This is a genomic window from Tenacibaculum sp. 1_MG-2023 (assembly GCF_030547425.1).
GTDB lineage: Bacteria > Bacteroidota > Bacteroidia > Flavobacteriales > Flavobacteriaceae > Polaribacter.
Genome location: NZ_JAUORH010000010.1, coordinates 23,149 through 43,524 on the forward strand (window position 1 = coordinate 23,149; position 20,376 = coordinate 43,524).

Here is a 20,376-nt window from a genome sequence, read left to right on the forward strand (position 1 = left end):
AAAAACTCCACTAATTTTTAGTGGAGTTTTTGCTTTATTTTTCAAAAAAGTTACACGTTAAATCTAAAATGCATGATATCACCATCTTTAACTATGTACTCTTTTCCTTCTACTCTCATTTTACCAGCTTCTTTTACTTTAGCCTCACTACCAAATGCTACATAATCATCATAACTAATTGTTTCAGCACGAATAAATCCTTTTTCAAAGTCTGTATGAATAACCCCTGCTGCTTGTGGTGCAGTTGCTCCTACAGGAACTGTCCAAGCTCTCACTTCTTTAACTCCAGCTGTAAAATAGGTTTGTAAATCTAATAATTTATAAGCTGAACGAACTAAACGAGAAACTCCTGCTTCTTCTAGTCCTATATCTGCTAAGAACATTTGACGTTCTTCATAATCATCTAACTCTGTAATATCTGCCTCAGTTCCCACTGCCAATACAATAACTTCAGCGTTTTCATGTACTACAGCTTCTTTTACCTTATCTACATAAGAATTTCCTGAAACCGCTGAATTTTCATCAACATTACAAACGTATAGAACTGGTTTTGCAGTAATGAACTGTAGTGGTTTTACAAATTCCTCTTCTTTTTCTGTAAATTCAATAGAGCGAACAGATTTTCCTTCTAATAATGTTTCTTCAACTTTTAATAGAATTTCTAATTCTACTTGCGCCTCCTTATTACCTGTTTTAGCTGTTCTTTTTACACGCTCCAAACGTTTTTGAACGGTCTCTAAATCTTTTAACTGAAGTTCTATATCGATAGTTTCCTTATCTCTTATAGGATCAATAGAACCATCTACGTGTACTATATTATCGTTATCAAAACAACGTAATACATGTAAAATAGCATCTGTTTCGCGAATATTTGCCAAGAATTGGTTACCTAAACCTTCTCCTTTACTAGCTCCTTTTACCAAACCAGCAATATCTACAATCTCTACAGTTGCAGGTAAAACTCTTTCAGGATTTACTAATTCTTCTAGCTTTTCTAAACGAGTATCTGGCACGTTTACTACTCCTAAATTAGGTTCAATGGTACAAAACGGAAAGTTTGCACTCTGCGCTTTTGCGTTAGATAAACAGTTAAATAAGGTTGATTTCCCTACGTTTGGTAATCCTACAATTCCAGCTTTCATTCTATTGTTTTATTGAAATTTTGCGAGTGCAAATATAGTGCTTTGCTTTCTAAATTTTCTAATTATTTAAGATTCATTTAAGTTAGTTTATAGCTCTTTAATTTATGATTTTAACATTTTTTTAAGACTTAGGTTGATTTTTTACTATTTTTAAGAAATTAACTTAAAAAATATTTTCACATGAAAAAACGTACCCTTCTTATTATTTACCTATTTTTTGGTGGACTTTACTTGTTAAATGCTCAAACATTAATTAGAGGAACAGTAAAAGATATAAATAACGAACCTTTGCCAGGAGCTAACATTGTAGAAAAAGGAACCTCTAACGGTACGTCTACAGATTTTAACGGCGAATTCTCTCTTACTGTTAATACAGATGGAACTTTAATAGTTAGTTTTTCAGGTTTTGAAACACAAGAAATTCCTATTAATGGAAAAACTAATTTTAATATTGTTTTAAAAGAAGGTTTAGAATTAGATGAAGTTGTTATTGTAGGATCTAGAAACCCTAAAAGAACTGCTATTGACACACCAGTACCTGTTGATATAATTGATGTAGGAGATTTAGCAACAAAAAATGGTAAAGTAGAAGTAAATGATATATTACAGTATGCAGCTCCGTCATTTAATGCTACTAAGCAATCAGGATCAGATGGTGCTGACCATGTAGTACCCGCTTCCTTACGAGGTTTAGGTCCAGACCAAACTTTGGTACTTATCAACGGTAAAAGACGCCATCAATCATCATTAGTTAATATTTTTGGAACACGTGGACGCGGAAATTCAGGAACTGATTTAAATGCAATTCCTGCTGCTGCGATTAAAAGAATTGAAGTTCTAAGAGATGGAGCGTCTGCTCAGTATGGTTCTGACGCTATTGCAGGAGTTATTAATATTGTTTTAAAAGATAATACCGACGGCGTTTCAGGAAGTATTGGTTATGGAGTTTATAGCACAGCAATAGGAAGTGGATGGGCTGAAGCTACAGGAGAAACTTTATACAATGTTGAAGGAAAAAACAGATTAGATGGAGAAGACAAAAGTTTTGATGGTGGAACTTTTAAACTAGATTTAAACTACGGAGCTAAATTGAATGATAAAGGAGGTTTTGTAAACTTTACTACCGAATTGTTGTCAAAAGAAAGAACATTGAGACCTGGTTTTTCTTGGCGAAAAGGATATGGTAGCGCTGCTATAGATGGATTCAATTTTATGGTAAATGCTAGTTTACCTATAAATGACAATACCGAAGTATATGTTTTTGGAGGAAGGAATTATAGAGATACCGACGCTTATGCTTTTTCTAGAGACAGCTTTGATGATGGTGATAATAGAAGTGTTCCTAGTATACATCCAAATGGTTTTACTCCTAGAATTACTTCAAATATTACTGATATTTCAGTGTCTACAGGCATAAAACATAAACTGGAAAACGGTTGGGAGATTGATTTCAACAATACGTATGGAGAAAATAAGTTCCATTATTTTATTAAAGATTCTAATAATGCTTCATTAAAAGACGCTTCTCCTACCGATTTTAATGCAGGAGGTCATAGTTTATCACAAAATACTACTGGATTAGACTTTTCTAAATATTTAGAAAACTTACTAAGCGGAGTTAATCTAGCTTTTGGATTAGAGTATAGAACAGAAAATTTTATCATTTTTTCAGGTGAAGAAGCTTCTTATGGACTGTATGATGACAACGGAATTTTATTAACAAACCCTGCAGTTCAACCTGTTGCTGTAGATAGTAATGGAGATGAACTATCTGGTGGTTCTCAAGGGTTTCCTGGATATGGCCCAGATAACGAAGTAAACCGTTCAAGAAGTAATGTAGGTATCTATTTTGATTCTGAATTTAACTTTACAGAAAAATTCTTAGTAGGTGCAGCTGTTCGTTATGAAGATTACAGTGATTTTGGTAGTACATTCAATTTTAAGTTAGCTTCAAGATTTAAAGCTAGTGATAACTTAACCTTAAGAGGTTCTGTATCTTCTGGCTTTAGAGCACCGTCCTTAGCTCAATTATATTATAATTTAAAGTTCACCAATATTGTTAACGGAGAATCACTTCCATCATTATTATCTGCTAATAATAGTACAGTAACTAGAGCTTTCGGAATAGAACAATTAAAAGAAGAAACAGCATTCAATGCTAGTTTAGGATTTACTTATAAAATTGGTGGATTCACTGCAACGATAGATGCGTATTCTATAACAGTTGATGATCGCATTATTTTAACAGATAACTTTGATGCTTCAGGATTAAATTTAGGTGTAGATGCAGCACAATTCTTTGCAAACGGTGTTGATACAAAAACGCAAGGATTAGATATCGTTTTAAACTATAAAAAATCTTTTGAGGACCATAGAATTGATGTAGGATTGGTAGGAAACTTTAACGATACTAAAATTGAAAAGATAAAGAACGGAAACTTAAACAAATTTACTTTCTTTAGTCCTTTTTCTGAAGCTTATTTAAAAGCGGCAGCTCCAGATCACAAATTCGGTTTAAACCTTGGATACGGCTATAAAAAACTAGATATTGCTTTAAATTTCACAAAATTTAGCGAAGTTCAGTTGCAAGATTTTCAATGGGTAGATACACCAGCAACAACCCAAGCAGAAGCTGATGCCTTATACCCTGTGGCTACTGATGTTTATAAAAGTAAAATTATCACCGATTTAAGTTTAAGTTATGCTTTTACGGATAAAATAACCTTTACAATTGGAGGGAATAATATTTTTAACATATACCCTACTCCACAATTTGACGGATGGACTGATCAGGGAGGGTTAGCTGATTCTGTTCAAATGGGATCAGACGGTGCTTACTTTTTTACTAGACTAGGATTTAAACTTTAATACACTTTTTATAAAAACAAAAATCCTGAAAATATTCTCAGGATTTTTTTATTTCATATCTCCAAAAATTTGGAACTTTTTAATCGTTATGCATAAAACGTTGTTTAGCTAATAACTCTTCTTCTGTTTCTACATTATCTTCATCAGGAACACAACAATCAACAGGGCAAACAGCAGCACATTGTGGCTCTTCATGAAAACCTTTACATTCAGTACACTTATCAACAACTATGTAGTAAATTTCATCCGAAATTGGCTCTTGATCTTCATCTGCATTAGCAGATTTACCATTCGGTAAAACCACATTTCCTGTTAAATCAGTTCCATCAGCATACTTCCAGTCATCCGCACCTTCATAAATAGCTGTGTTTGGGCATTCAGGTTCGCAAGCCCCGCAGTTTATACATTCATCAGTTATTATAATTGCCATAATTAATCTCTTTCAGTTTTGTAACTTTGCATTTGCAAAAATAGTTCCAATTTAATTTAGAACCAAATAAATGGATAGTATAAAAAGTAGAATTAACGCTTTTCATAAACTAGGAGAATTTTTAAGTCAATTTTCTCAAGAAAAAATAGAGAACAAAGAACATATAGAACATAATGAGTTATTTTTTGATGGATTTAAACATCAATTAAAAATAGCAGGAGAAAATAACACTTGGTTTACTAGAGAAAACCTATTGTTTTCTATTAAAAACTGGACAAAAGCACTTACTTCAGAAAACTTAACTAAATGGATAGCTAACGAAAATTTAGGTAACAACGAGCCTAAATTAGTTGCTGTTATCATGGCTGGAAACATTCCGCTAGTAGGCTTTCATGACTTTTTATCGGTTCTAATTTCTGGGCATTCAGTATTAGTTAAGCAATCGTCTAACGATAACCATTTATTGCCTTTTTTAGCAAAATATTTAGAATATATTGAGCCTGAATTAAAAGGAAAAATTACGTTTACTGAAGAAAAACTAACAGGTTTTGATGCGGTAATAGCCACTGGTAGTAATAATACAGCACGTTATTTTGAATACTACTTTAAAGATAAACCTAGTATTATAAGAAGAAACAGAAATTCTGTGGCTGTTCTAACAGGAAACGAATCAGAAGAACAATTACAAAATTTAAGCGAAGATGTTTTTCGTTATTTTGGATTAGGTTGTCGTTCTGTTTCTAAAGTATTTATTCCGAAGAACTATAATTTTGATGCTTTTTTCAACGGAATGTATCAACAACATGAAATTATTAACAATACCAAATACGCTAACAATTACGATTACAACAAAGCGGTGTATTTAATGAGTGAATTTGATATTCTAGAAAACGGTTTTTTAATGATTAAGGAAGATAAAAGCTACGCCTCTCCTATTGCCTCTGTTTTTTATGAGTACTATGATAATATTGATGATTTAAAAATTAAACTGTGGGAAGATAGAGAACAAATTCAGTGTATTGTAGCCAATAACTTTATTGAAAATGAAGTAGCTTTCGGACAAACACAACATCCAAAGTTATGGGACTATGCTGATGGCGTAAATACACTAGATTTTTTATCTAAAATATAAAAGAGTCTCTATATAAATTTGCACCTTTGTGTAGCAAAACACAACAACACAAATGAAAAAACATAACTTTAGTGCAGGGCCTTGTATTTTACCCGAAGAGGTACTAAAAAAAGCATCAGAAGCCGTTATCAATTTCAATAATGATAACCTGTCATTAATCGAAATATCGCACAGAAGTAAACCTTTTGTTGATGTAATTGAAAACGCAAGAAGTTTAGTTTTAGAATTATTAGGATTAGAAAACAAAGGTTATAAAGCATTGTTTTTACAAGGGGGAGCCAGTATGCAGTTTTTAATGGTTGCGTATAATTTGCTAAATAAAAAAGCAGCCTACTTAAATACAGGAACTTGGAGTGATAAAGCCATAAAAGAAGCTAAATTATTTGGTGAATTGGTAGAGGTTGCTTCTTCAAAAGATCAAAACTTCAACTACATTCCTCAATCATATAAAGTTCCAACAGATGTAGATTATTTCCATTGTACTAGTAATAACACTATTTACGGAACGCAAATGAAGAGTTTCCCTGAAACTTCAGTTCCTATGGTATGTGATATGAGTTCTGATATTTTTTCACGTCAATTAGATTTTTCAAAATTTGATTTGATTTACGCAGGAGCTCAAAAAAACATGGGACCAGCTGGTACAACTTTAGTGGTTGTAAAGGAAGATATTTTAGGGAAAGTAGAACGTCAAATACCTTCAATATTAAACTATCAGATAATCATTGATAAAGAAAGTATGTTTAATACACCTCCTGTATTTGCAGTATATACTTCTATGTTAACATTAGAATGGTTAAAAGATTTAGGAGGTATCGAATTCATTGAAAAGGTGAATAAAAAGAAATCAGCTTTATTATATAGTGAAATAGATAGAAACCCTTTATTTAAAGGAGTTGCTGCTACAGAAGATCGCAGCCATATGAACGCTACATTTACTTTAATGGATGAAAACTTACAAGCCAAGTTTGATAAAATGTGGCAAGAAGCTAACATTAATGGATTGAGTGGTCATAGAAGTGTTGGTGGTTACCGTGCAAGTATGTATAACGCTTTACCCCTATACAGTGTTCAAGCTTTAGTAGATGTAATGCAAGAATTAGAAAGAATTAGTTAGATACAACGTCATTATTTACAATGACATTTATATATAATATTTAAGAACGATGAAGATATTAGTGAACGAAGGAATTTCCGTTGGTGGAATGCAGGCTTTAGAAAACAAAGGTTTTGAAGTTATAAACACAAAAGTTGCTCAAGAACAATTAGAGAACTATATAAACGATCATACTATTGATGCTATTGTTGTAGGAAATACTACACAAATACGTCAAGAATTAATCGATGCATGTCCAAGTATAAAGCTTATTGCTTGTCCTGGAACAGAAATGGACAATATCGATGTAGAGTATGCTATTAATAATGGAGTTCATTTAGTAAATAGTGAAGATGCTTCGGCAACTTCAATTGCTGAATTGGTATTTGCTCATTTATTTGGGATGGTTCGTTTTTTACACCAATCAAACCGTGAAATGCCTTTAGAAGGAGATATGCGTTTTAATGCCTTAAAAAAGCAATACTCACAAGGAACAGAATTAAGAGGTAAAACATTGGGGATTATTGGGTTTGATACGGTAGGACAAGAAGTAGCAAAAACCGCTCTGGCTCTAGGTATGGAAGTAATTGCAACCGATGTTGAAATAGACAATGCAACTATCACAATTCCTTTTTTCGATGGACAATTAGTAGATTTCTTTATTGAAACAGAAACTGTAGATAATTTATTATCAAAATCAGATTTTATAACGCTACACTTGCCTCCGCAAGATGGATACGTTATAGAAACTTCTTTGTTTGATAAAATGAAAGATGGAGTAGGAATCATTAATACGTCTCACGGTAGTGTTTTAAATGAAGTTGATTTAGTTGAAGCTATAGAAAACGGAAAGGTTAAATATGCTGGTTTAGATGTTTTTGAAAGCCAACCAAGACCTGAAATCCAATTATTAATGAATCCTGAAATATCGATGACACCTCATATTGGAGCTTCAACAATTGAAGCACAAAATAGAACTGGGGTCGAATTAGCTAATAAAATCATCGAATTACTAAGCGAATAATATATGGCTATTGTAAAACCATTTAAAGCTGTTAGAGCTACACGTGATAAAGTTGCTTTAGTATCTTCTAAATCTTATGAAATTTATACACCTGCAGAAATCGGAGCTAAACTTGATTTTAATCCGTATACTTTTTTACATGTAATCAACCCAGGTTATAAATATCACAAACAAGATATAACAGGAGAACAGCGTTTTAAATTGGTACATAATCGCTACTTAGAATTCAAAGAAAACAAGGTTTTTAAACAAGATGAAGCTCCTGCTTATTATGTTTATCAAAAAAGAACACCTAATGATAACTTCTGTGGGATAATTGCAGCTACTTCTGTTGAAGATTATAATAATGAAGTAATTAAAAAGCACGAAGACACTCTAAAAGAACGTGAATTATTATTTGAAAATTACCTAAAAAACACAGGCTTTAATGCAGAACCTGTACTACTCACCTACCCTGATAATGATGTGATTAATTCAATCATAGAAAAATATCAGAAAGATAGAGCTGAGTACGAGTTTTCAACATCGGATAAAGACTTACATTTTTTATGGGTTATACACGATAAAAATGATGTGGAACAGATAGCAAAAGCTTTTAAAGAGGTTAATACGCTATATATTGCTGATGGACATCATCGCTCAACATCTTCTTGTTTATTAGCTCAAGGTTTAGCTAAAAGCAACCCTGAACATACAGGAAAAGAAGATTATAACTTTTTTATGAGTTATCTGTTACCAGAGAGTCAGCTAAAAATTTACGAGTTTAATAGGTTCATCAAAGACTTAAATGGATTAACTCCTGAAGGACTTTTAATGGAGTTAGATACTTATTTTAGAATTGAAAACCGTGGACAAGAATTATACAGACCTAAAGAGAAGCATCATTTTAGTATGTATTTGAATGGAGAATTTTACGCATTATACTTACGTAAGTCAGCTTATGAATTTACCGATTGTTTGAGTGAATTAGATGCTTATATTTTATATACAACTGTTTTAGAGCCCATTTTAGGAATAAATGATATTAGAAATGCTTCTAAAATTGTATATTCTCAAGATAAATCTGACGGATTGGAACTAAAAACAAAGGTAGATAGCGGAGAGTTTAAAGTTTCTTTTGGAATGTTACCTACTAATATTCAAGAACTAAAAACCATTGTTGATGCTGGTTTAATGATGCCACCAAAAACTACGTACATAGAACCAAAATTAAGAAGTGCTTTAACTATTTATGAGTTTTAGTTCAATGTTTGACACACAATTATTATGATTACAGGAATTAAGGAAAATCTTCAAAAAATAAAATCAACACTACCAGAAAGCGTAACATTAGTTGCTGTTTCTAAAACCAAACCTATCACTGATTTACAAGAAGCCTATGATGCTGGTCAACGGGTATTTGGTGAAAATAAAACTCAAGAAATGGTAGCTAAATACGATGAATTACCTAAAGACATAAAATGGCATATGATTGGTCATTTACAACGTAATAAGGTAAAGTATATGGCCCATTTTGTTGATTTAATTCATGGGGTAGACAGCTTCAAAACATTGAAAGAAATAAACAAACAAGCTAAAAAGCATAATAGAGTTATCAATTGTTTGTTACAAGCTCGAATTGCTAAAGAAGACACCAAGTTTGGGTTACCATTTACTGATATTGAAGATATTTTAGCTTCAGATGAATTCAAAGAGTTAGAAAATGTAAAAATTGTAGGCCTAATGGGTATGGCTACCTTTACAGACAACCAAAAGCAATTGCAAGATGAATTTTCATCATTAGCTAGTTTCTTCAATAAGAATCAGGAAAAATACTCAGATTTATCAATCCTTTCAATGGGAATGAGTGGGGATTATAAATTAGCCATTAAAAATGGTAGTACTATGGTACGAATAGGAAGCTCTATTTTTGGAGTTAGAAATTATATTGCTTAGATTTACATAAGTCAGCTTAAAAAAGGGAGAGATTTGTACGCTATTTTAGACATTGAAACTACTGGAGGAAAATATAACGAAGAAGGAATTACAGAAATTGCTATCTATAAATATGATGGACATCAAATTGTAGATCAATTCATTAGTTTAGTAAATCCAGAAAAGGAAATTCAAGAATTTGTTGTAAAACTTACTGGTATTAATAACAAAATGTTGCGAAATGCACCTAAATTTTATGAAATAGCGAAAAGAATTGTTGAAATAACTCAAGATTGTTTTATTGTAGCACACAATGCTAATTTTGATTACCGTATTCTTCGTACCGAATTTGACCGATTAGGGTATGCATACAAACGAAATACACTTTGTACAGTTAGTTTAAGCAAAAAACTAATTCCTGAGTCACCATCTCATAGCCTTGGTAAATTATGTAAATTCTTGGGAATCCCAATGTCTGATCGCCATAGAGCAACGGGCGATGCATTAGCCACTATACAACTATTCAAACTGTTAATAGATAAAGATGTTGAGAAAAAAATTATTCAACAATCTATAAAGTATTTTGACAATAGACACGAAAAATTTCGTTTTCAAAGAATATTAGATAGTTTACCTGAAAAGGAAGGTATATTTTATGTACATAATAATGAGGGAACTATCATTTTTATTGGTAGAGGTAAAAATGTTAAACAAGAAACAAACAAGCTCTTTTTAAAAGAAACCAGAAAAGCTTTAAAAGTAATAAAAAGAGTAACCAAAGTTTCTTATGAAGAAACAGGAAATATGCTTTTTACTCGTTTAAAATACCATTTAGAGCTTGAAAAATTAAGACCTAAATATAACATCATAAGAAAAAGAAAAATTACAGATAAGAATTTTAATCACGATGATATGCTTATTATTGATAAAGGCAGAACACCTGAAGAGCATGCTGTAATTTTAATTGAAAAAAACGAAGTTGTAGGATATACCTATACCAATCTTGCTTTTCAAGAAAACCAAATACCTATTTTAAAATCTATGCTAACTCCTATTGAAAACAAAGAGTTGGCTAAAACAATAATTAAAAACTATTTACTAAAAAATAAAGTGTCTAAAATAGTACGATTACAAGTTGAAAATAATTTATAATATTGCTGTAAAACGTTAAAAATCTGATCTTTTGGATAAAAAAACACTTAATTGGAAAAATAAATTACATGAAGTAATCTATGAAGCAGATACCCCTGCTGGTAAACTATTTGATATCGTTTTATTATTTTCAATTTTAGCAAGTATTATATTAGTAATGCTTGAAAGTGTAGAAAGCTTTGATAATAAGCATCATGATTTCTTATATATTTCTGAATGGATCATTACTTTCTTTTTTTCCATTGAATACATCCTTCGAATTATTTCAATAAAAAAGCCAACAAAATATATTTTCAGTTTTTACGGTATTATAGACTTACTGTCTACTATCCCTATGTACTTAACCTTCTTTTTTGTTGGTACCCATAGTAGTTTAATAGCCTTGAGAGCATTACGCCTATTAAGAGTTTTTAGAATTTTAAAAGTATCTAGATATATTGGTGAGTCAAATCAATTAATAAAAGCATTAAACGCTAGTAAAGCTAAAATTGGAGTATTCCTTTATTTCGTATTAATTATCTGTATAATTTTAGGCTCAATAATGTATTTTATTGAAGGTGCAGATAATGGTTTTACGAGTATTCCTAGAAGTATTTATTGGTCAATAGTAACACTTACCACCGTTGGTTATGGAGATATTGCTCCTCAAACCGCTTTAGGGCAGTTTATTGCGAGTATTACCGTAATTATTGGGTATGCTATTATTGCAATTCCTACAGGAATAGTAAGTTCTGAAATGACTAAAAAGAAAGTACACCTAAATACACAATCCTGCCCAAATTGCTCATATGAAGGACATAAAGATGAAGCAGAATTTTGTTATCATTGCGGAACAAAACTGAACTAAATGTCACAAAAAAATACGTTGATTACAATTGTTGGAGCTACGGCTATTGGTAAAACAGCACTTAGTATTAAATTAGCACAACACTTTAAATGTGATATTATTTCGTGTGATTCTCGTCAATTTTATAAAGAGATGACTATAGGAACTGCTGTCCCTGACTCTGAAGAGCTAGCAGCTGCACCGCATCACTTTATCCAAAATAGAAGTGTTTTTGAAGATTATTCAGTAGGTCAGTTTGAAAAAGACGCATTGGCTAAACTAGAAGAATTGTTCACCAAAAAACCTATCCAAATCATGGTAGGTGGAAGTGGTTTATATGTAGATGCTGTTTTAAAAGGTTTAGATTATTTTCCTCATGTAAATCCACAAATAAGAATTGATTTAACTACCGAATTAGAGCATAAAGGAATAGAATATCTTCAAAAGAGATTAAAAGAATTTGATATTGAAGCTTATAATACGATTGCTATTGATAACCCACATCGATTAATCCGTGCTTTAGAAATTTGTATTGGCACCCAAAAAACATATAGTTCTTTTAAAAACAAACCAAAAACTCCTCGTAATTTTCAATCCATCAAAATAGGATTAACGGCAGATAGAGAAATTATGTACGACCGTATTAATCGTCGCGTATATATTATGATTGAAAAAGGTTTGATAGAAGAAGCTGAAAAGCTACATCCTCATAAAAACCTAAACGCACTACAAACGGTAGGATACAGAGAATTATTTGAATATTTTGAAGGTAACTTTACTAAAGAATTCGCTATTGAGGAAATTAAGAAGAACTCAAGAAGGTTTGCCAAACGACAAGGAACATGGTTTCGTAAAGATTCAAACATTTTATGGTTTGATTTTCAAGAAGATGTTCAAAATATTATAAAAACTATTGAAAATAAACTTTAACGCTTTTTAAGAACACTAAAAAAATCACTTTTTTATATTTGTCAAAAAACAGAAATACATGAAACTAAAAATCACTTTTATACTTGCTTTATTTTTTATTGGATTTTCAAATGCTCAAACCAAGGTTGGAACGGTAAACAGCGAGTTAATCATTGGTAAAATGCCACAAATGAAAGGAGTTTTACAACGAGTAGAAAACTACGGTAAAAAACTAGACTCTAGTTTTCAAATAAAAGCTACAGAATACAAAACTAAAGTAGATTCTTTTAAGGCTGAAGAAAAGCTAATGACGGAAGAGGATAAGAAAACTAGAATTCAAGAATTAAGAACCCTTGAACAAGAAATGGGAAAATTTCGTCAAAATGGAACTACTATGATGCAAGTACAAAGAGAGCAGAGTTTACGACCTTTATATAAAAAGCTAAGAGAAGTAATTGCTGAAGTGGCTAAAGCAAACGGATATACTCAAATTTTAACTACGACTGGAAACGAATTTGGATACATCGATGAACGCTTTGATATCACTCAATTAGTATTAGATAAACTAGGAATTAAAGAGTAATTCTTTTATGTATCAAAAACAAAAAGATTTACAATTACAGTACGAAGGATTTTTTAAAACACCTTTTCTATGGTATGGAAAAGGTGTTTTTGATTTAGAGCAATACCCTACTTTAACTACCCAAACAACTTCTTTTAATCAAGAAATCACACAGAAACTACGTTTGGGTAAATTGGTGGAACGTTTTGTTTCTCTTGAACTAAGTCAAGATAAAACTGTATCAATCCTTGCTGAAAACATTCAAATTCAACGAGAAAAGATAACTGTTGGTGAGTTAGATTGTTTACTCTTGAAAAACGAAAACCCAATTCACTTAGAAATTATTTATAAATTCTATTTATATGATGCTTCTGTTGGAAATTCTGAAATTGAACATTGGATTGGACCAAATAGACGAGATTCTCTTATACAAAAATTAACCAAACTTCAAGAAAAACAATTACCTCTACTCTACTCCCATTATACTAAAAGTTACCTAGATGAATTAAAATTAAATGTTGATGAAATAGTACAACAAGTATATTTTAAAGCACAATTATTTGTTCCTTTAAGAAACTTTGGTAAAAACTTCAAGCAGATTAATAATGAGTGTATTTATGGTTTTTATATCTATCTGAAAGAATTACCACAATTTTCCGACTGTAAATTCTACATTCCCAATAAACATAACTGGTTAGTAAATCCACATTCAAATATTGACTGGTTAACTTTTGAAACCTTTCAAAATAAACTTTCACAATTTTTAAATGAAGAAAACGCTCCTCTTTGTTGGCTAAAAAAACCAAACGGCGAACTTTTTAAGTTTTTTGTAGTTTGGTGGAATAATTAGTGTATTTCAAATCCCTAATTAAATTTACTGACTAAAAAACTATGAAATTTTTCAAATTCTCTTTTTTACTCCTATTCACTTTAATCACATTTACATCTTGTTTTGAAGTTGAAGAAGACATACCCTCCTGTATTGATGTCGACATAGCTTTTGAAGATGATAATTATAAATTAAAAGCTAAAATCTATACAAGTAACTATATAGAAATTGAAATGATAAATGAATGTGATTTAGATATAAGAGTAACTGGAATAAAAGTTGAAGGTCAACATTATGAAGACTTTCATATTAGTGGTTTATCAATAGGTACAAGTATTACAAAAAACACTTACTTTGATGTTATTTTTACTCCAACACAATTAGGTGCTAGAAAAGGAATCATTGTAATAAGGCACGAGGTGGGAGAATTGGTAATTAACTTACCAGGTGAAGGAACATAGTTTTTAACTTTTAATAAAATAGAACGCTTAGAAATGATTTTCTAAGCGTTCTATTTTATTGTAAATTAAGACTATTCGCTATCTTCTTTTTCTTCTGTTTTATTTATATACTCTATATCTCTAGTATTTTTTTGTACAGAAATTGCTGCATAAACACTTAAAGAAAAAGACATTGCATAAAATCCTTTTTCACTTAATAATAAGTTTGCATTCCATAATCCAACTACGAGTAAAACGATGGAAGCAATAGTTGTAAACCAACTAATACTATAATAAATCTCTGTTACTTTTATTCCTTCTAACCTATCTCTAACAGATTTTTGAACAGATATTACTGAGAATAACGCGAATAATAAAACCGTAAAATAATAACCTTTTTCATTAAGTTCCATTTCTACATTCCATAAACCAATACAATAAGAAGAAATACCTATTAATAATGCTACCCATGATGCACCAATGTAGGCTGAAGTTGGCTTTTGGTTGTATCCTTTTAATGTTTTCTTTTTTTCTTTCTTTGTTTTCTTGTTTTGATCTAATGACCATTCTGATTGATTATTCATAACTTTTAGTTTTTAATTATGCTTCAAAAATGCTTCATTTTGAATGATTAAGAAAAACATTATCAATAAAAAACTAACGATATAATTTATATTTTAAATTTAATAATAACTATATTTACTACTAAAAATACAATTATACATAACGATTAAATGAATCAACTTCACAGTATAATCTCTTCTTTTTCTATAGAAGAACAGCAACGTTTTATGTTATTTTTAGAAAAAAGGAACAAAAGAGTAGATACCAAAAACATTCAATTGTTTAAAATAGCTCAAAAAGGAGAAACTTCTACAAAGCTTATTTGCGAAGAATTATACGGTGCTCAAAAAAAAGAAGCTTTTTATACGCTTAAGCAACGTTTGTATGAATCATTAATTGATTTTATAGCCAATAATAAAATCCAAGGAGAAAATTCAGTAGATATGCTTTTGATTAAGTATATTTTAGCTGCTAGAGATTTTTTACTTTATAAAAACAACAAAGCAGCTTATAAAATTTTAGATAAAGCAGAAGTAATTGCAAAGGAATATCAACTCTTTCCTATTTTAAATGAAATATATCATACCAAAATTCAGTATGCACATACTATTCATACTATCAATTTTAATGAAACCGTTGTTTACTTCAAAGAAAATCAAAGGAATCTTTTTTTAGAAGAAGAACTAAACATTATATATGCAAAAGTTAGGCATACATTAAAAACAAGTACACATAAACATAGTTTAGATTTTCAATCACTAATTAATATGCTCTTTAAAGAGCATCAAATTAACATAAAACAAGATTTATCTTTTAAATCTCTTTATCAACTGATTTCTATCGTTAATATTTCAGCTTTTATACATAAAGATTATTTAAGAACTGAGGTCTTTTTAACCGATACTTATCGTCTACTGAATGAAAAAAAAGGAAAAGAAAAACAGGTTTTCTATCATATTAGGGTTTTGTATTTAATTGCTAATACTCTTTTTAGAAATAAAAAATTCAAAGAATCATTAGAGTATTTAAATAGTATGCATTCTTATATGTTACAGAATAAAAAAAAGTATTTTAATAGTTTTTATTTGAATTACATATTGCTCTCAGCATTAAATTATAACTACACTAACAATCAAAAGACAGCTATTAAACTCCTAGAAACAGTTTTAAAAAAGAAACACTCTGATGTAAAAACTATGCTAGAAATAAAATTAAGTTTAATTACTTTTTATTTTCAGAGCAATGAGTTTAAGAAAGCTTTACAACTATACACTAAATTGAATCACTCAGATCAATGGTATATCGATAAAGCTGGAATTGAATGGACTGTAAAAAAGAGTTTAATTGAAATTCTATTACATTTAGAATTACAAAATATAGATTTATTTGAATCTAGATTATTAAGTTTTAAACGAAAACATATTCAGTTTTTATTAGATATTAATCAAGAAAGAGTAATCACGTTTTTAAAATTAGTTGAGCAGTATTATAAAAACCCAGACATAGTAACTACTTCTGATTTTTTCAATTTAGTAGAGAATTCATTTGTTTTTATTGGAGCTAAACAAGAAGATATTTTTGTAATGAGTTTCTATGCTTGGTTAAAAAGTAAAATGACTAAACAACCTATTTATGACGTTACTACAGCTTTAATAAAAGAAGTACAACTTCAAAGGCCACACCAAAAAATTTAATTTTTTAATATTAGAGAACAACTCTTTCTTTAAGAATATAAAGTTAAACTTCTTATACTTTTTGTGGTTTACTGGTTACTTTAAGTTTAGATATTCGTTTTCTTGATGTAATAAAATAAACTCCTGATAATAATACAATAGATGCTATTACCGATTGTGTTGTTAAGGTTTCATCTAAAAAATACCACCCTAAAAATAAGGCTACAACTGGATTTACATACGCTGATGTTGATACTTTTTCTGTTGGAACAATTTTTAATAAATAATTAAAAGATGTAAAAGCAACAATACTTCCAAAGACAATTAATAAAAACATAGCTCCTTGCGCTTTAAAGGACCAATCTATCGGAGAAGACCAAGTTTCTTTTAATAACAATGAGCCTATAAAGAGAAAAAATCCTGCAAAAAGCATTTGATAACCTGTACTTACAAAAAAGTTTTTAGGAAGCGTAGCTTTGGCCACAAAAACACTACCGTAACTCCAACTTAATACGCATGAAAAAATCATAAAGATTCCTATTAGCATATCTTTTGAAGTAGTTATTTCATTTTGACTTACCAACAAGTACATTCCTATGATTCCCAAAATAACTCCAATAATTGATTGTCGTTGCATCTTTTTTCCATCAATTAAACGTAGTAGTAATAAAACGAATAAAGGCTGTGTTGCAGCTAATAAAGCCCCAAAACCACTATCTACAAACTTTAATGCCCAAACAAACATTCCATTTCCATATACTAAAAAGAGGAAACCTGCTATCGCAGAGTTTAAAAGTTGTTTCTTAGTTACTTTAATCGATCTTTTTAAAAGCTTAGCAATTAACATAATTAACACTCCCGATATAGAGAATCGAATAGCTGCTAATAATAGAGGAGAAACCTCGGTAACAACAATTTTATTTAGTAAATAAGTTGATCCCCAAATGATATAAATGGCAATAAAAGCAGCTATAATTAGTGGTTTAGATTTTTTCATTTTATCTGTATTCTAATAAGCTAAAAGTACGATAAAACCTTTTTGCTTGTTCTTGAAAAAGAAAAAAATCGGTTAAAATATTCTTAACCGATTTTTCTAAAAAAGTTATTATTGATAATTATATTTTAGCTAATATTTTTTCAGCTACTAATTCTGATGATGCTGGGTTTTGTCCGGTGATTAAATTTCCATCTTCAATTACGTACTCTTCCCAATCTCCTGCTTTACTATAGATTCCTCCCTTATTTTTTAATTCATCTTCTACTAAAAACGGTACAATTGAAGTTAATTGCACTGCATCTTCTTCTGTATTAGAAAAACCAGTTACTTTTTTACCTTTCACCAAAGACTCTCTATTAAATTTAGCGTCTTTTAATACAATAGGCGCATGACAAACAGCTCCTACTGGCTTATTATTTGTATAAAAAGCTTCTATTAAAGCAACAGAATCTTTGTTTTCAGCTAAATCCCATAAAGGTCCATGTCCTCCAGGGTAAAAAATTGCATCATAATCACCTTCTTTAACTTCACTCAATTTCATTGTGTTTGCTAATACAGCTTGAAGTTCTTCATCTTTATTAAAACGATGTGTAGCTGGTGTTTGAAAATCTGGTTCGTTACTTTTTGGATCAATTGGTGGTTGTCCTCCTTTTGGAGATGCTAAAGTTACTTCCACTCCTTTATCCTTTAACAAATAATAAGGTGCGGCAAATTCTTCAATCCAAAATCCTGTTTTTTCTCCTGTATTTCCTAGTTCTTCATGACTAGTAAGTACAAATACTACTTTTTTCATATTATTTCTATTTTTAAGTTACCTCAAAATTAGTATATGAAAGGTGAAAAAAAATTGATGTATGGTAATAAAGACCTTTATAAAGCTTCTTTTCGTATTCTACTTAAACTTTCTGTTGTTATTCCTAGGTACGATGCTAAATGGTAATTTTTAATTTGCTGCTCTATATTTGGGTAGGTTTGTAAAAATAAATGATACCTTTCTTTAGCTGATAATACTAAGTTGTTTAAAATTCTTTTTTGAAATCGTACTGTTGAACGTTCTAACTTTTTTCTAAAAAAATGTTCTATTTTGGGTACTTTTTCATAGGTATTATCCAAATCCTTCTTAGCCACTTTTAACACAGTAGCATTTGTAATACACTCAATAGAAAGTACAGATTCTGATTCAGAAAAATAACCTATGTAATCACTAATCCACCAGTCGTTAATAGCAAATTGTATCGTATGCTCTTTTCCTTTAGTATCCAAAAAAAAAGTTCGTAAACAACCTTTTACTACATAATATTGGTAGTATACTTTTTCATTCGTTTGTAATATGGTATCGCCTTTTTTATACGTTACCTCCGAAAAAATACTCTCAACTACTTTTAACTCTTCATTTTCTAGCTGAAGATTTTTAAATACATTACTAACAGATGTAATCATTATAAAAACATTATAGCAACCCTTCTAAATAGTGTTGCTCAATTTGATAAGCTTCTTTTAAATCTGAAATTTTAGCTTCAATACGTTTTTTATCTACTTTTTTAGATGATTTAGCACCAATTAGCATTACATTTTTACGCGTGTGCTCATTGCTTATAAACTCAAAAACCTTGGTAGTATAATTGTTTTTCTCTAAAATTAAAGCACGAATGGTATCGGTAACCATTTCAAACTGACGTTCCTTAAAAATTCCATATTTTAATAAGGGACTCTCCTGCTCTTTTCCTTTTACTTGCTGGCGGATTTGTTTATGACAACACGGAGCGCAAACAATCAATTCTGCTTTTGAAACCAAACCTTTGTAAATAGCATCATCGGTCGCCGTATCACAAGCATGTAAAGCAATTAAAATATCTATTTTATTGTTATCGTACTCCTGAATTGGTTGTGCTACAAAAAGCAATCCTTTAAAATCACAATTTTTGGCAATATCATTACAATAATCAACTAAACTCTGGCGTAACTCAATACCTGTTACACTGGCAGTATATCCTTTTTGATTGACCAAGTAATCGTACAAAGCAAAAGTTAAATAGCCTTTTCCTGAGCCCATATCTACAATATTGATATGCTTAGGTAATTTAACTGATTGTATTTGAGCTTCAATAATTTCTAAATACTTATTAATTTGGCGGTATTTATCCGCCATTTTAGGAATTACTTTTCCTTCTTTATCCGTTACTCCTAAATGATATAAATATTCGCTATTTTCAGCTCTTTTTTCTTTAGGCTTATCGTGGGTTTCAGGTAATTTATTCTTAAAACTAGGCTGTGTAGTTTTATAACTTATTTTTTTCTTTTTAGAAATAAACACCAACAAATCATTTTCTAGCGTAAACAATGTTGTCGCTCTAAACTTTTCTGAAAGTAAATCGGTAAGCTCTTCAATACTTTCTTCAAACGAATAGTTTTTTGTTTGATCATTTGTTTTATATCGATATAAAAACTGAAAACAAACGTCTCCTTTCAACGTTATCTGGCGAACGTATACATTCGATAATTCATCACTTTTACGAATTGGTTTACTTAAAGTTAATTTTACAAAATTATTTTTTTGTATGCTGTTTTGAAACTCGATAAACAATTGATGTAAGGCTTCTTTCATACTACAAAAATAGACAATCAATTATTAATAATCCTTTCATTTCTTATCATCTGTAACATTTTTTATTCTAAGACGTTTACAAGAAAACTAAGCTTCATGAAACACCTAAAAATTAGCACTTTATTATTACTCTTAATAATATCATTTTTATTACTTAACTGTGCAAAAAACAGCAAACCGGAAACTAAAAAAGATAGTAATACATACGTTATA

General features: G+C 30.3%; 20 protein-coding genes. 13 read left to right on the forward strand and 7 right to left on the reverse strand.

The window, feature by feature from the left end:
* Positions 1 to 50: 50 nt before the first annotated feature.
* Positions 51 to 1,142, reverse strand: coding sequence for a redox-regulated ATPase YchF (ychF, locus tag Q4517_RS08465; protein WP_303508094.1), 1,092 nt, complete (start codon positions 1,140 to 1,142; stop codon positions 51 to 53).
* A 180-nt stretch (positions 1,143 to 1,322) separates the two neighbouring features.
* Here ychF and Q4517_RS08470 point away from each other — a divergent pair, with 180 nt between their 5' ends.
* Positions 1,323 to 4,010, forward strand: a complete 2,688-nt coding sequence (locus Q4517_RS08470) for a TonB-dependent receptor (RefSeq protein ID WP_303508095.1) — start codon at positions 1,323 to 1,325, stop codon at positions 4,008 to 4,010.
* A gap of 79 nt (positions 4,011 to 4,089) precedes the next feature.
* Here the strand turns inward: Q4517_RS08470 and Q4517_RS08475 are convergent, their stop codons facing one another.
* Positions 4,090 to 4,440 (reverse strand): 4Fe-4S dicluster domain-containing protein, encoded by a 351-nt coding sequence (locus Q4517_RS08475; RefSeq protein WP_115901653.1) that lies wholly within the window; start codon positions 4,438 to 4,440, stop codon positions 4,090 to 4,092.
* Between the two features lie 70 nt (positions 4,441 to 4,510).
* On the opposite strand from Q4517_RS08475, the gene Q4517_RS08480 reads away from it, so the two are divergent.
* From Q4517_RS08480 to Q4517_RS08530, 11 genes are read left to right on the forward strand one after another with little or no spacing between them, the layout of a single operon-like run.
* The gene (locus Q4517_RS08480; RefSeq protein ID WP_303508096.1) at positions 4,511 to 5,572 is read left to right on the forward strand and encodes an acyl-CoA reductase; all 1,062 of its coding nucleotides are present in this window, start codon (positions 4,511 to 4,513) and stop codon (positions 5,570 to 5,572) included.
* Positions 5,573 to 5,624: 52 nt separating this feature from the next.
* Positions 5,625 to 6,689, forward strand: a complete 1,065-nt coding sequence (serC, locus tag Q4517_RS08485) for a 3-phosphoserine/phosphohydroxythreonine transaminase (RefSeq protein ID WP_303508097.1) — start codon at positions 5,625 to 5,627, stop codon at positions 6,687 to 6,689.
* Between the two features lie 49 nt (positions 6,690 to 6,738).
* Entirely contained in the window at positions 6,739 to 7,692 is a 954-nt protein-coding gene (locus Q4517_RS08490; RefSeq protein WP_303508098.1) for an NAD(P)-dependent oxidoreductase, read from the forward strand.
* A gap of 3 nt (positions 7,693 to 7,695) precedes the next feature.
* Positions 7,696 to 8,934, forward strand: coding sequence for a DUF1015 domain-containing protein (locus Q4517_RS08495; protein ID WP_303508099.1), 1,239 nt, complete (start codon positions 7,696 to 7,698; stop codon positions 8,932 to 8,934).
* A 24-nt stretch (positions 8,935 to 8,958) separates the two neighbouring features.
* Entirely contained in the window at positions 8,959 to 9,627 is a 669-nt protein-coding gene (locus Q4517_RS08500; RefSeq protein WP_303508100.1) for a YggS family pyridoxal phosphate-dependent enzyme, read from the forward strand.
* Positions 9,628 to 9,660: 33 nt separating this feature from the next.
* Entirely contained in the window at positions 9,661 to 10,758 is a 1,098-nt protein-coding gene (locus tag Q4517_RS08505; RefSeq protein WP_115901647.1) for an exonuclease domain-containing protein, read from the forward strand.
* Between the two features lie 31 nt (positions 10,759 to 10,789).
* Positions 10,790 to 11,605 carry an ion transporter gene (locus Q4517_RS08510; protein WP_303508101.1) on the forward strand — a complete coding sequence of 272 codons (816 nt, stop codon included), beginning with the start codon at positions 10,790 to 10,792 and terminating at the stop codon, positions 11,603 to 11,605.
* Complete coding sequence (gene miaA / locus Q4517_RS08515) at positions 11,606 to 12,514, forward strand: tRNA (adenosine(37)-N6)-dimethylallyltransferase MiaA (protein WP_303508102.1); 909 nt, start codon at positions 11,606 to 11,608, stop codon at positions 12,512 to 12,514. It abuts the gene before it with no gap.
* A 58-nt stretch (positions 12,515 to 12,572) separates the two neighbouring features.
* Positions 12,573 to 13,076, forward strand: coding sequence for an OmpH family outer membrane protein (locus tag Q4517_RS08520; RefSeq protein WP_303508103.1), 504 nt, complete (start codon positions 12,573 to 12,575; stop codon positions 13,074 to 13,076).
* A 7-nt stretch (positions 13,077 to 13,083) separates the two neighbouring features.
* The gene (locus tag Q4517_RS08525; protein WP_303508104.1) at positions 13,084 to 13,905 is read left to right on the forward strand and encodes a DUF1853 family protein; all 822 of its coding nucleotides are present in this window, start codon (positions 13,084 to 13,086) and stop codon (positions 13,903 to 13,905) included.
* A gap of 41 nt (positions 13,906 to 13,946) precedes the next feature.
* A complete protein-coding gene (locus Q4517_RS08530) occupies positions 13,947 to 14,345 on the forward strand; it encodes a hypothetical protein (RefSeq protein WP_303508105.1) in 399 nt (132 codons plus the stop codon).
* A gap of 71 nt (positions 14,346 to 14,416) precedes the next feature.
* On the opposite strand, the gene yiaA is transcribed toward Q4517_RS08530, so the two are convergent.
* Positions 14,417 to 14,908 carry an inner membrane protein YiaA gene (gene yiaA, locus Q4517_RS08535; protein WP_303508106.1) on the reverse strand — a complete coding sequence of 164 codons (492 nt, stop codon included), beginning with the start codon at positions 14,906 to 14,908 and terminating at the stop codon, positions 14,417 to 14,419.
* A gap of 150 nt (positions 14,909 to 15,058) precedes the next feature.
* Here yiaA and Q4517_RS08540 point away from each other — a divergent pair, with 150 nt between their 5' ends.
* A complete protein-coding gene (locus tag Q4517_RS08540) occupies positions 15,059 to 16,582 on the forward strand; it encodes a hypothetical protein (protein WP_303508107.1) in 1,524 nt (507 codons plus the stop codon).
* A gap of 52 nt (positions 16,583 to 16,634) precedes the next feature.
* On the opposite strand, the gene Q4517_RS08545 is transcribed toward Q4517_RS08540, so the two are convergent.
* The 4 genes from Q4517_RS08545 to Q4517_RS08560 all read right to left on the reverse strand — a co-directional run bounded on the left by Q4517_RS08545 (position 16,635) and on the right by Q4517_RS08560 (position 20,163).
* Positions 16,635 to 17,558 (reverse strand): EamA family transporter, encoded by a 924-nt coding sequence (locus Q4517_RS08545; RefSeq protein WP_303508108.1) that lies wholly within the window; start codon positions 17,556 to 17,558, stop codon positions 16,635 to 16,637.
* A 118-nt stretch (positions 17,559 to 17,676) separates the two neighbouring features.
* Complete coding sequence (locus tag Q4517_RS08550) at positions 17,677 to 18,351, reverse strand: type 1 glutamine amidotransferase domain-containing protein (RefSeq protein ID WP_303508109.1); 675 nt, start codon at positions 18,349 to 18,351, stop codon at positions 17,677 to 17,679.
* 77 nt (positions 18,352 to 18,428) lie between these two features.
* Complete coding sequence (locus tag Q4517_RS08555; protein WP_303508110.1) at positions 18,429 to 18,998, reverse strand: Crp/Fnr family transcriptional regulator; 570 nt, start codon at positions 18,996 to 18,998, stop codon at positions 18,429 to 18,431.
* A gap of 10 nt (positions 18,999 to 19,008) precedes the next feature.
* Entirely contained in the window at positions 19,009 to 20,163 is a 1,155-nt protein-coding gene (locus Q4517_RS08560) for an SAM-dependent methyltransferase (RefSeq protein ID WP_303508111.1), read from the reverse strand.
* Between the last annotated feature and the right edge of the window lie 213 nt (positions 20,164 to 20,376).

Coding starts and splice junctions, on each gene's coding strand:
- Q4517_RS08475 (WP_115901653.1), bottom strand. CDS start 4,440: ATGGCAATTATAATAACTGATGAATGTATAAACTGCGGGGCTTGCGAA.
- Q4517_RS08470 (WP_303508095.1), top strand. CDS start 1,323: ATGAAAAAACGTACCCTTCTTATTATTTACCTATTTTTTGGTGGACTT.
- Q4517_RS08500 (WP_303508100.1), top strand. CDS start 8,959: ATGATTACAGGAATTAAGGAAAATCTTCAAAAAATAAAATCAACACTA.
- Q4517_RS08530 (WP_303508105.1), top strand. CDS start 13,947: ATGAAATTTTTCAAATTCTCTTTTTTACTCCTATTCACTTTAATCACA.
- Q4517_RS08550 (WP_303508109.1), bottom strand. CDS start 18,351: ATGAAAAAAGTAGTATTTGTACTTACTAGTCATGAAGAACTAGGAAAT.
- Q4517_RS08520 (WP_303508103.1), top strand. CDS start 12,573: ATGAAACTAAAAATCACTTTTATACTTGCTTTATTTTTTATTGGATTT.
- ychF (WP_303508094.1), bottom strand. CDS start 1,142: ATGAAAGCTGGAATTGTAGGATTACCAAACGTAGGGAAATCAACCTTA.
- Q4517_RS08555 (WP_303508110.1), bottom strand. CDS start 18,998: ATGATTACATCTGTTAGTAATGTATTTAAAAATCTTCAGCTAGAAAAT.
- Q4517_RS08560 (WP_303508111.1), bottom strand. CDS start 20,163: ATGAAAGAAGCCTTACATCAATTGTTTATCGAGTTTCAAAACAGCATA.
- Q4517_RS08540 (WP_303508107.1), top strand. CDS start 15,059: ATGAATCAACTTCACAGTATAATCTCTTCTTTTTCTATAGAAGAACAG.
- yiaA (WP_303508106.1), bottom strand. CDS start 14,908: ATGAATAATCAATCAGAATGGTCATTAGATCAAAACAAGAAAACAAAG.
- Q4517_RS08480 (WP_303508096.1), top strand. CDS start 4,511: ATGGATAGTATAAAAAGTAGAATTAACGCTTTTCATAAACTAGGAGAA.
- Q4517_RS08490 (WP_303508098.1), top strand. CDS start 6,739: ATGAAGATATTAGTGAACGAAGGAATTTCCGTTGGTGGAATGCAGGCT.
- Q4517_RS08525 (WP_303508104.1), top strand. CDS start 13,084: ATGTATCAAAAACAAAAAGATTTACAATTACAGTACGAAGGATTTTTT.
- Q4517_RS08545 (WP_303508108.1), bottom strand. CDS start 17,558: ATGAAAAAATCTAAACCACTAATTATAGCTGCTTTTATTGCCATTTAT.
- serC (WP_303508097.1), top strand. CDS start 5,625: ATGAAAAAACATAACTTTAGTGCAGGGCCTTGTATTTTACCCGAAGAG.
- miaA (WP_303508102.1), top strand. CDS start 11,606: ATGTCACAAAAAAATACGTTGATTACAATTGTTGGAGCTACGGCTATT.
- Q4517_RS08495 (WP_303508099.1), top strand. CDS start 7,696: ATGGCTATTGTAAAACCATTTAAAGCTGTTAGAGCTACACGTGATAAA.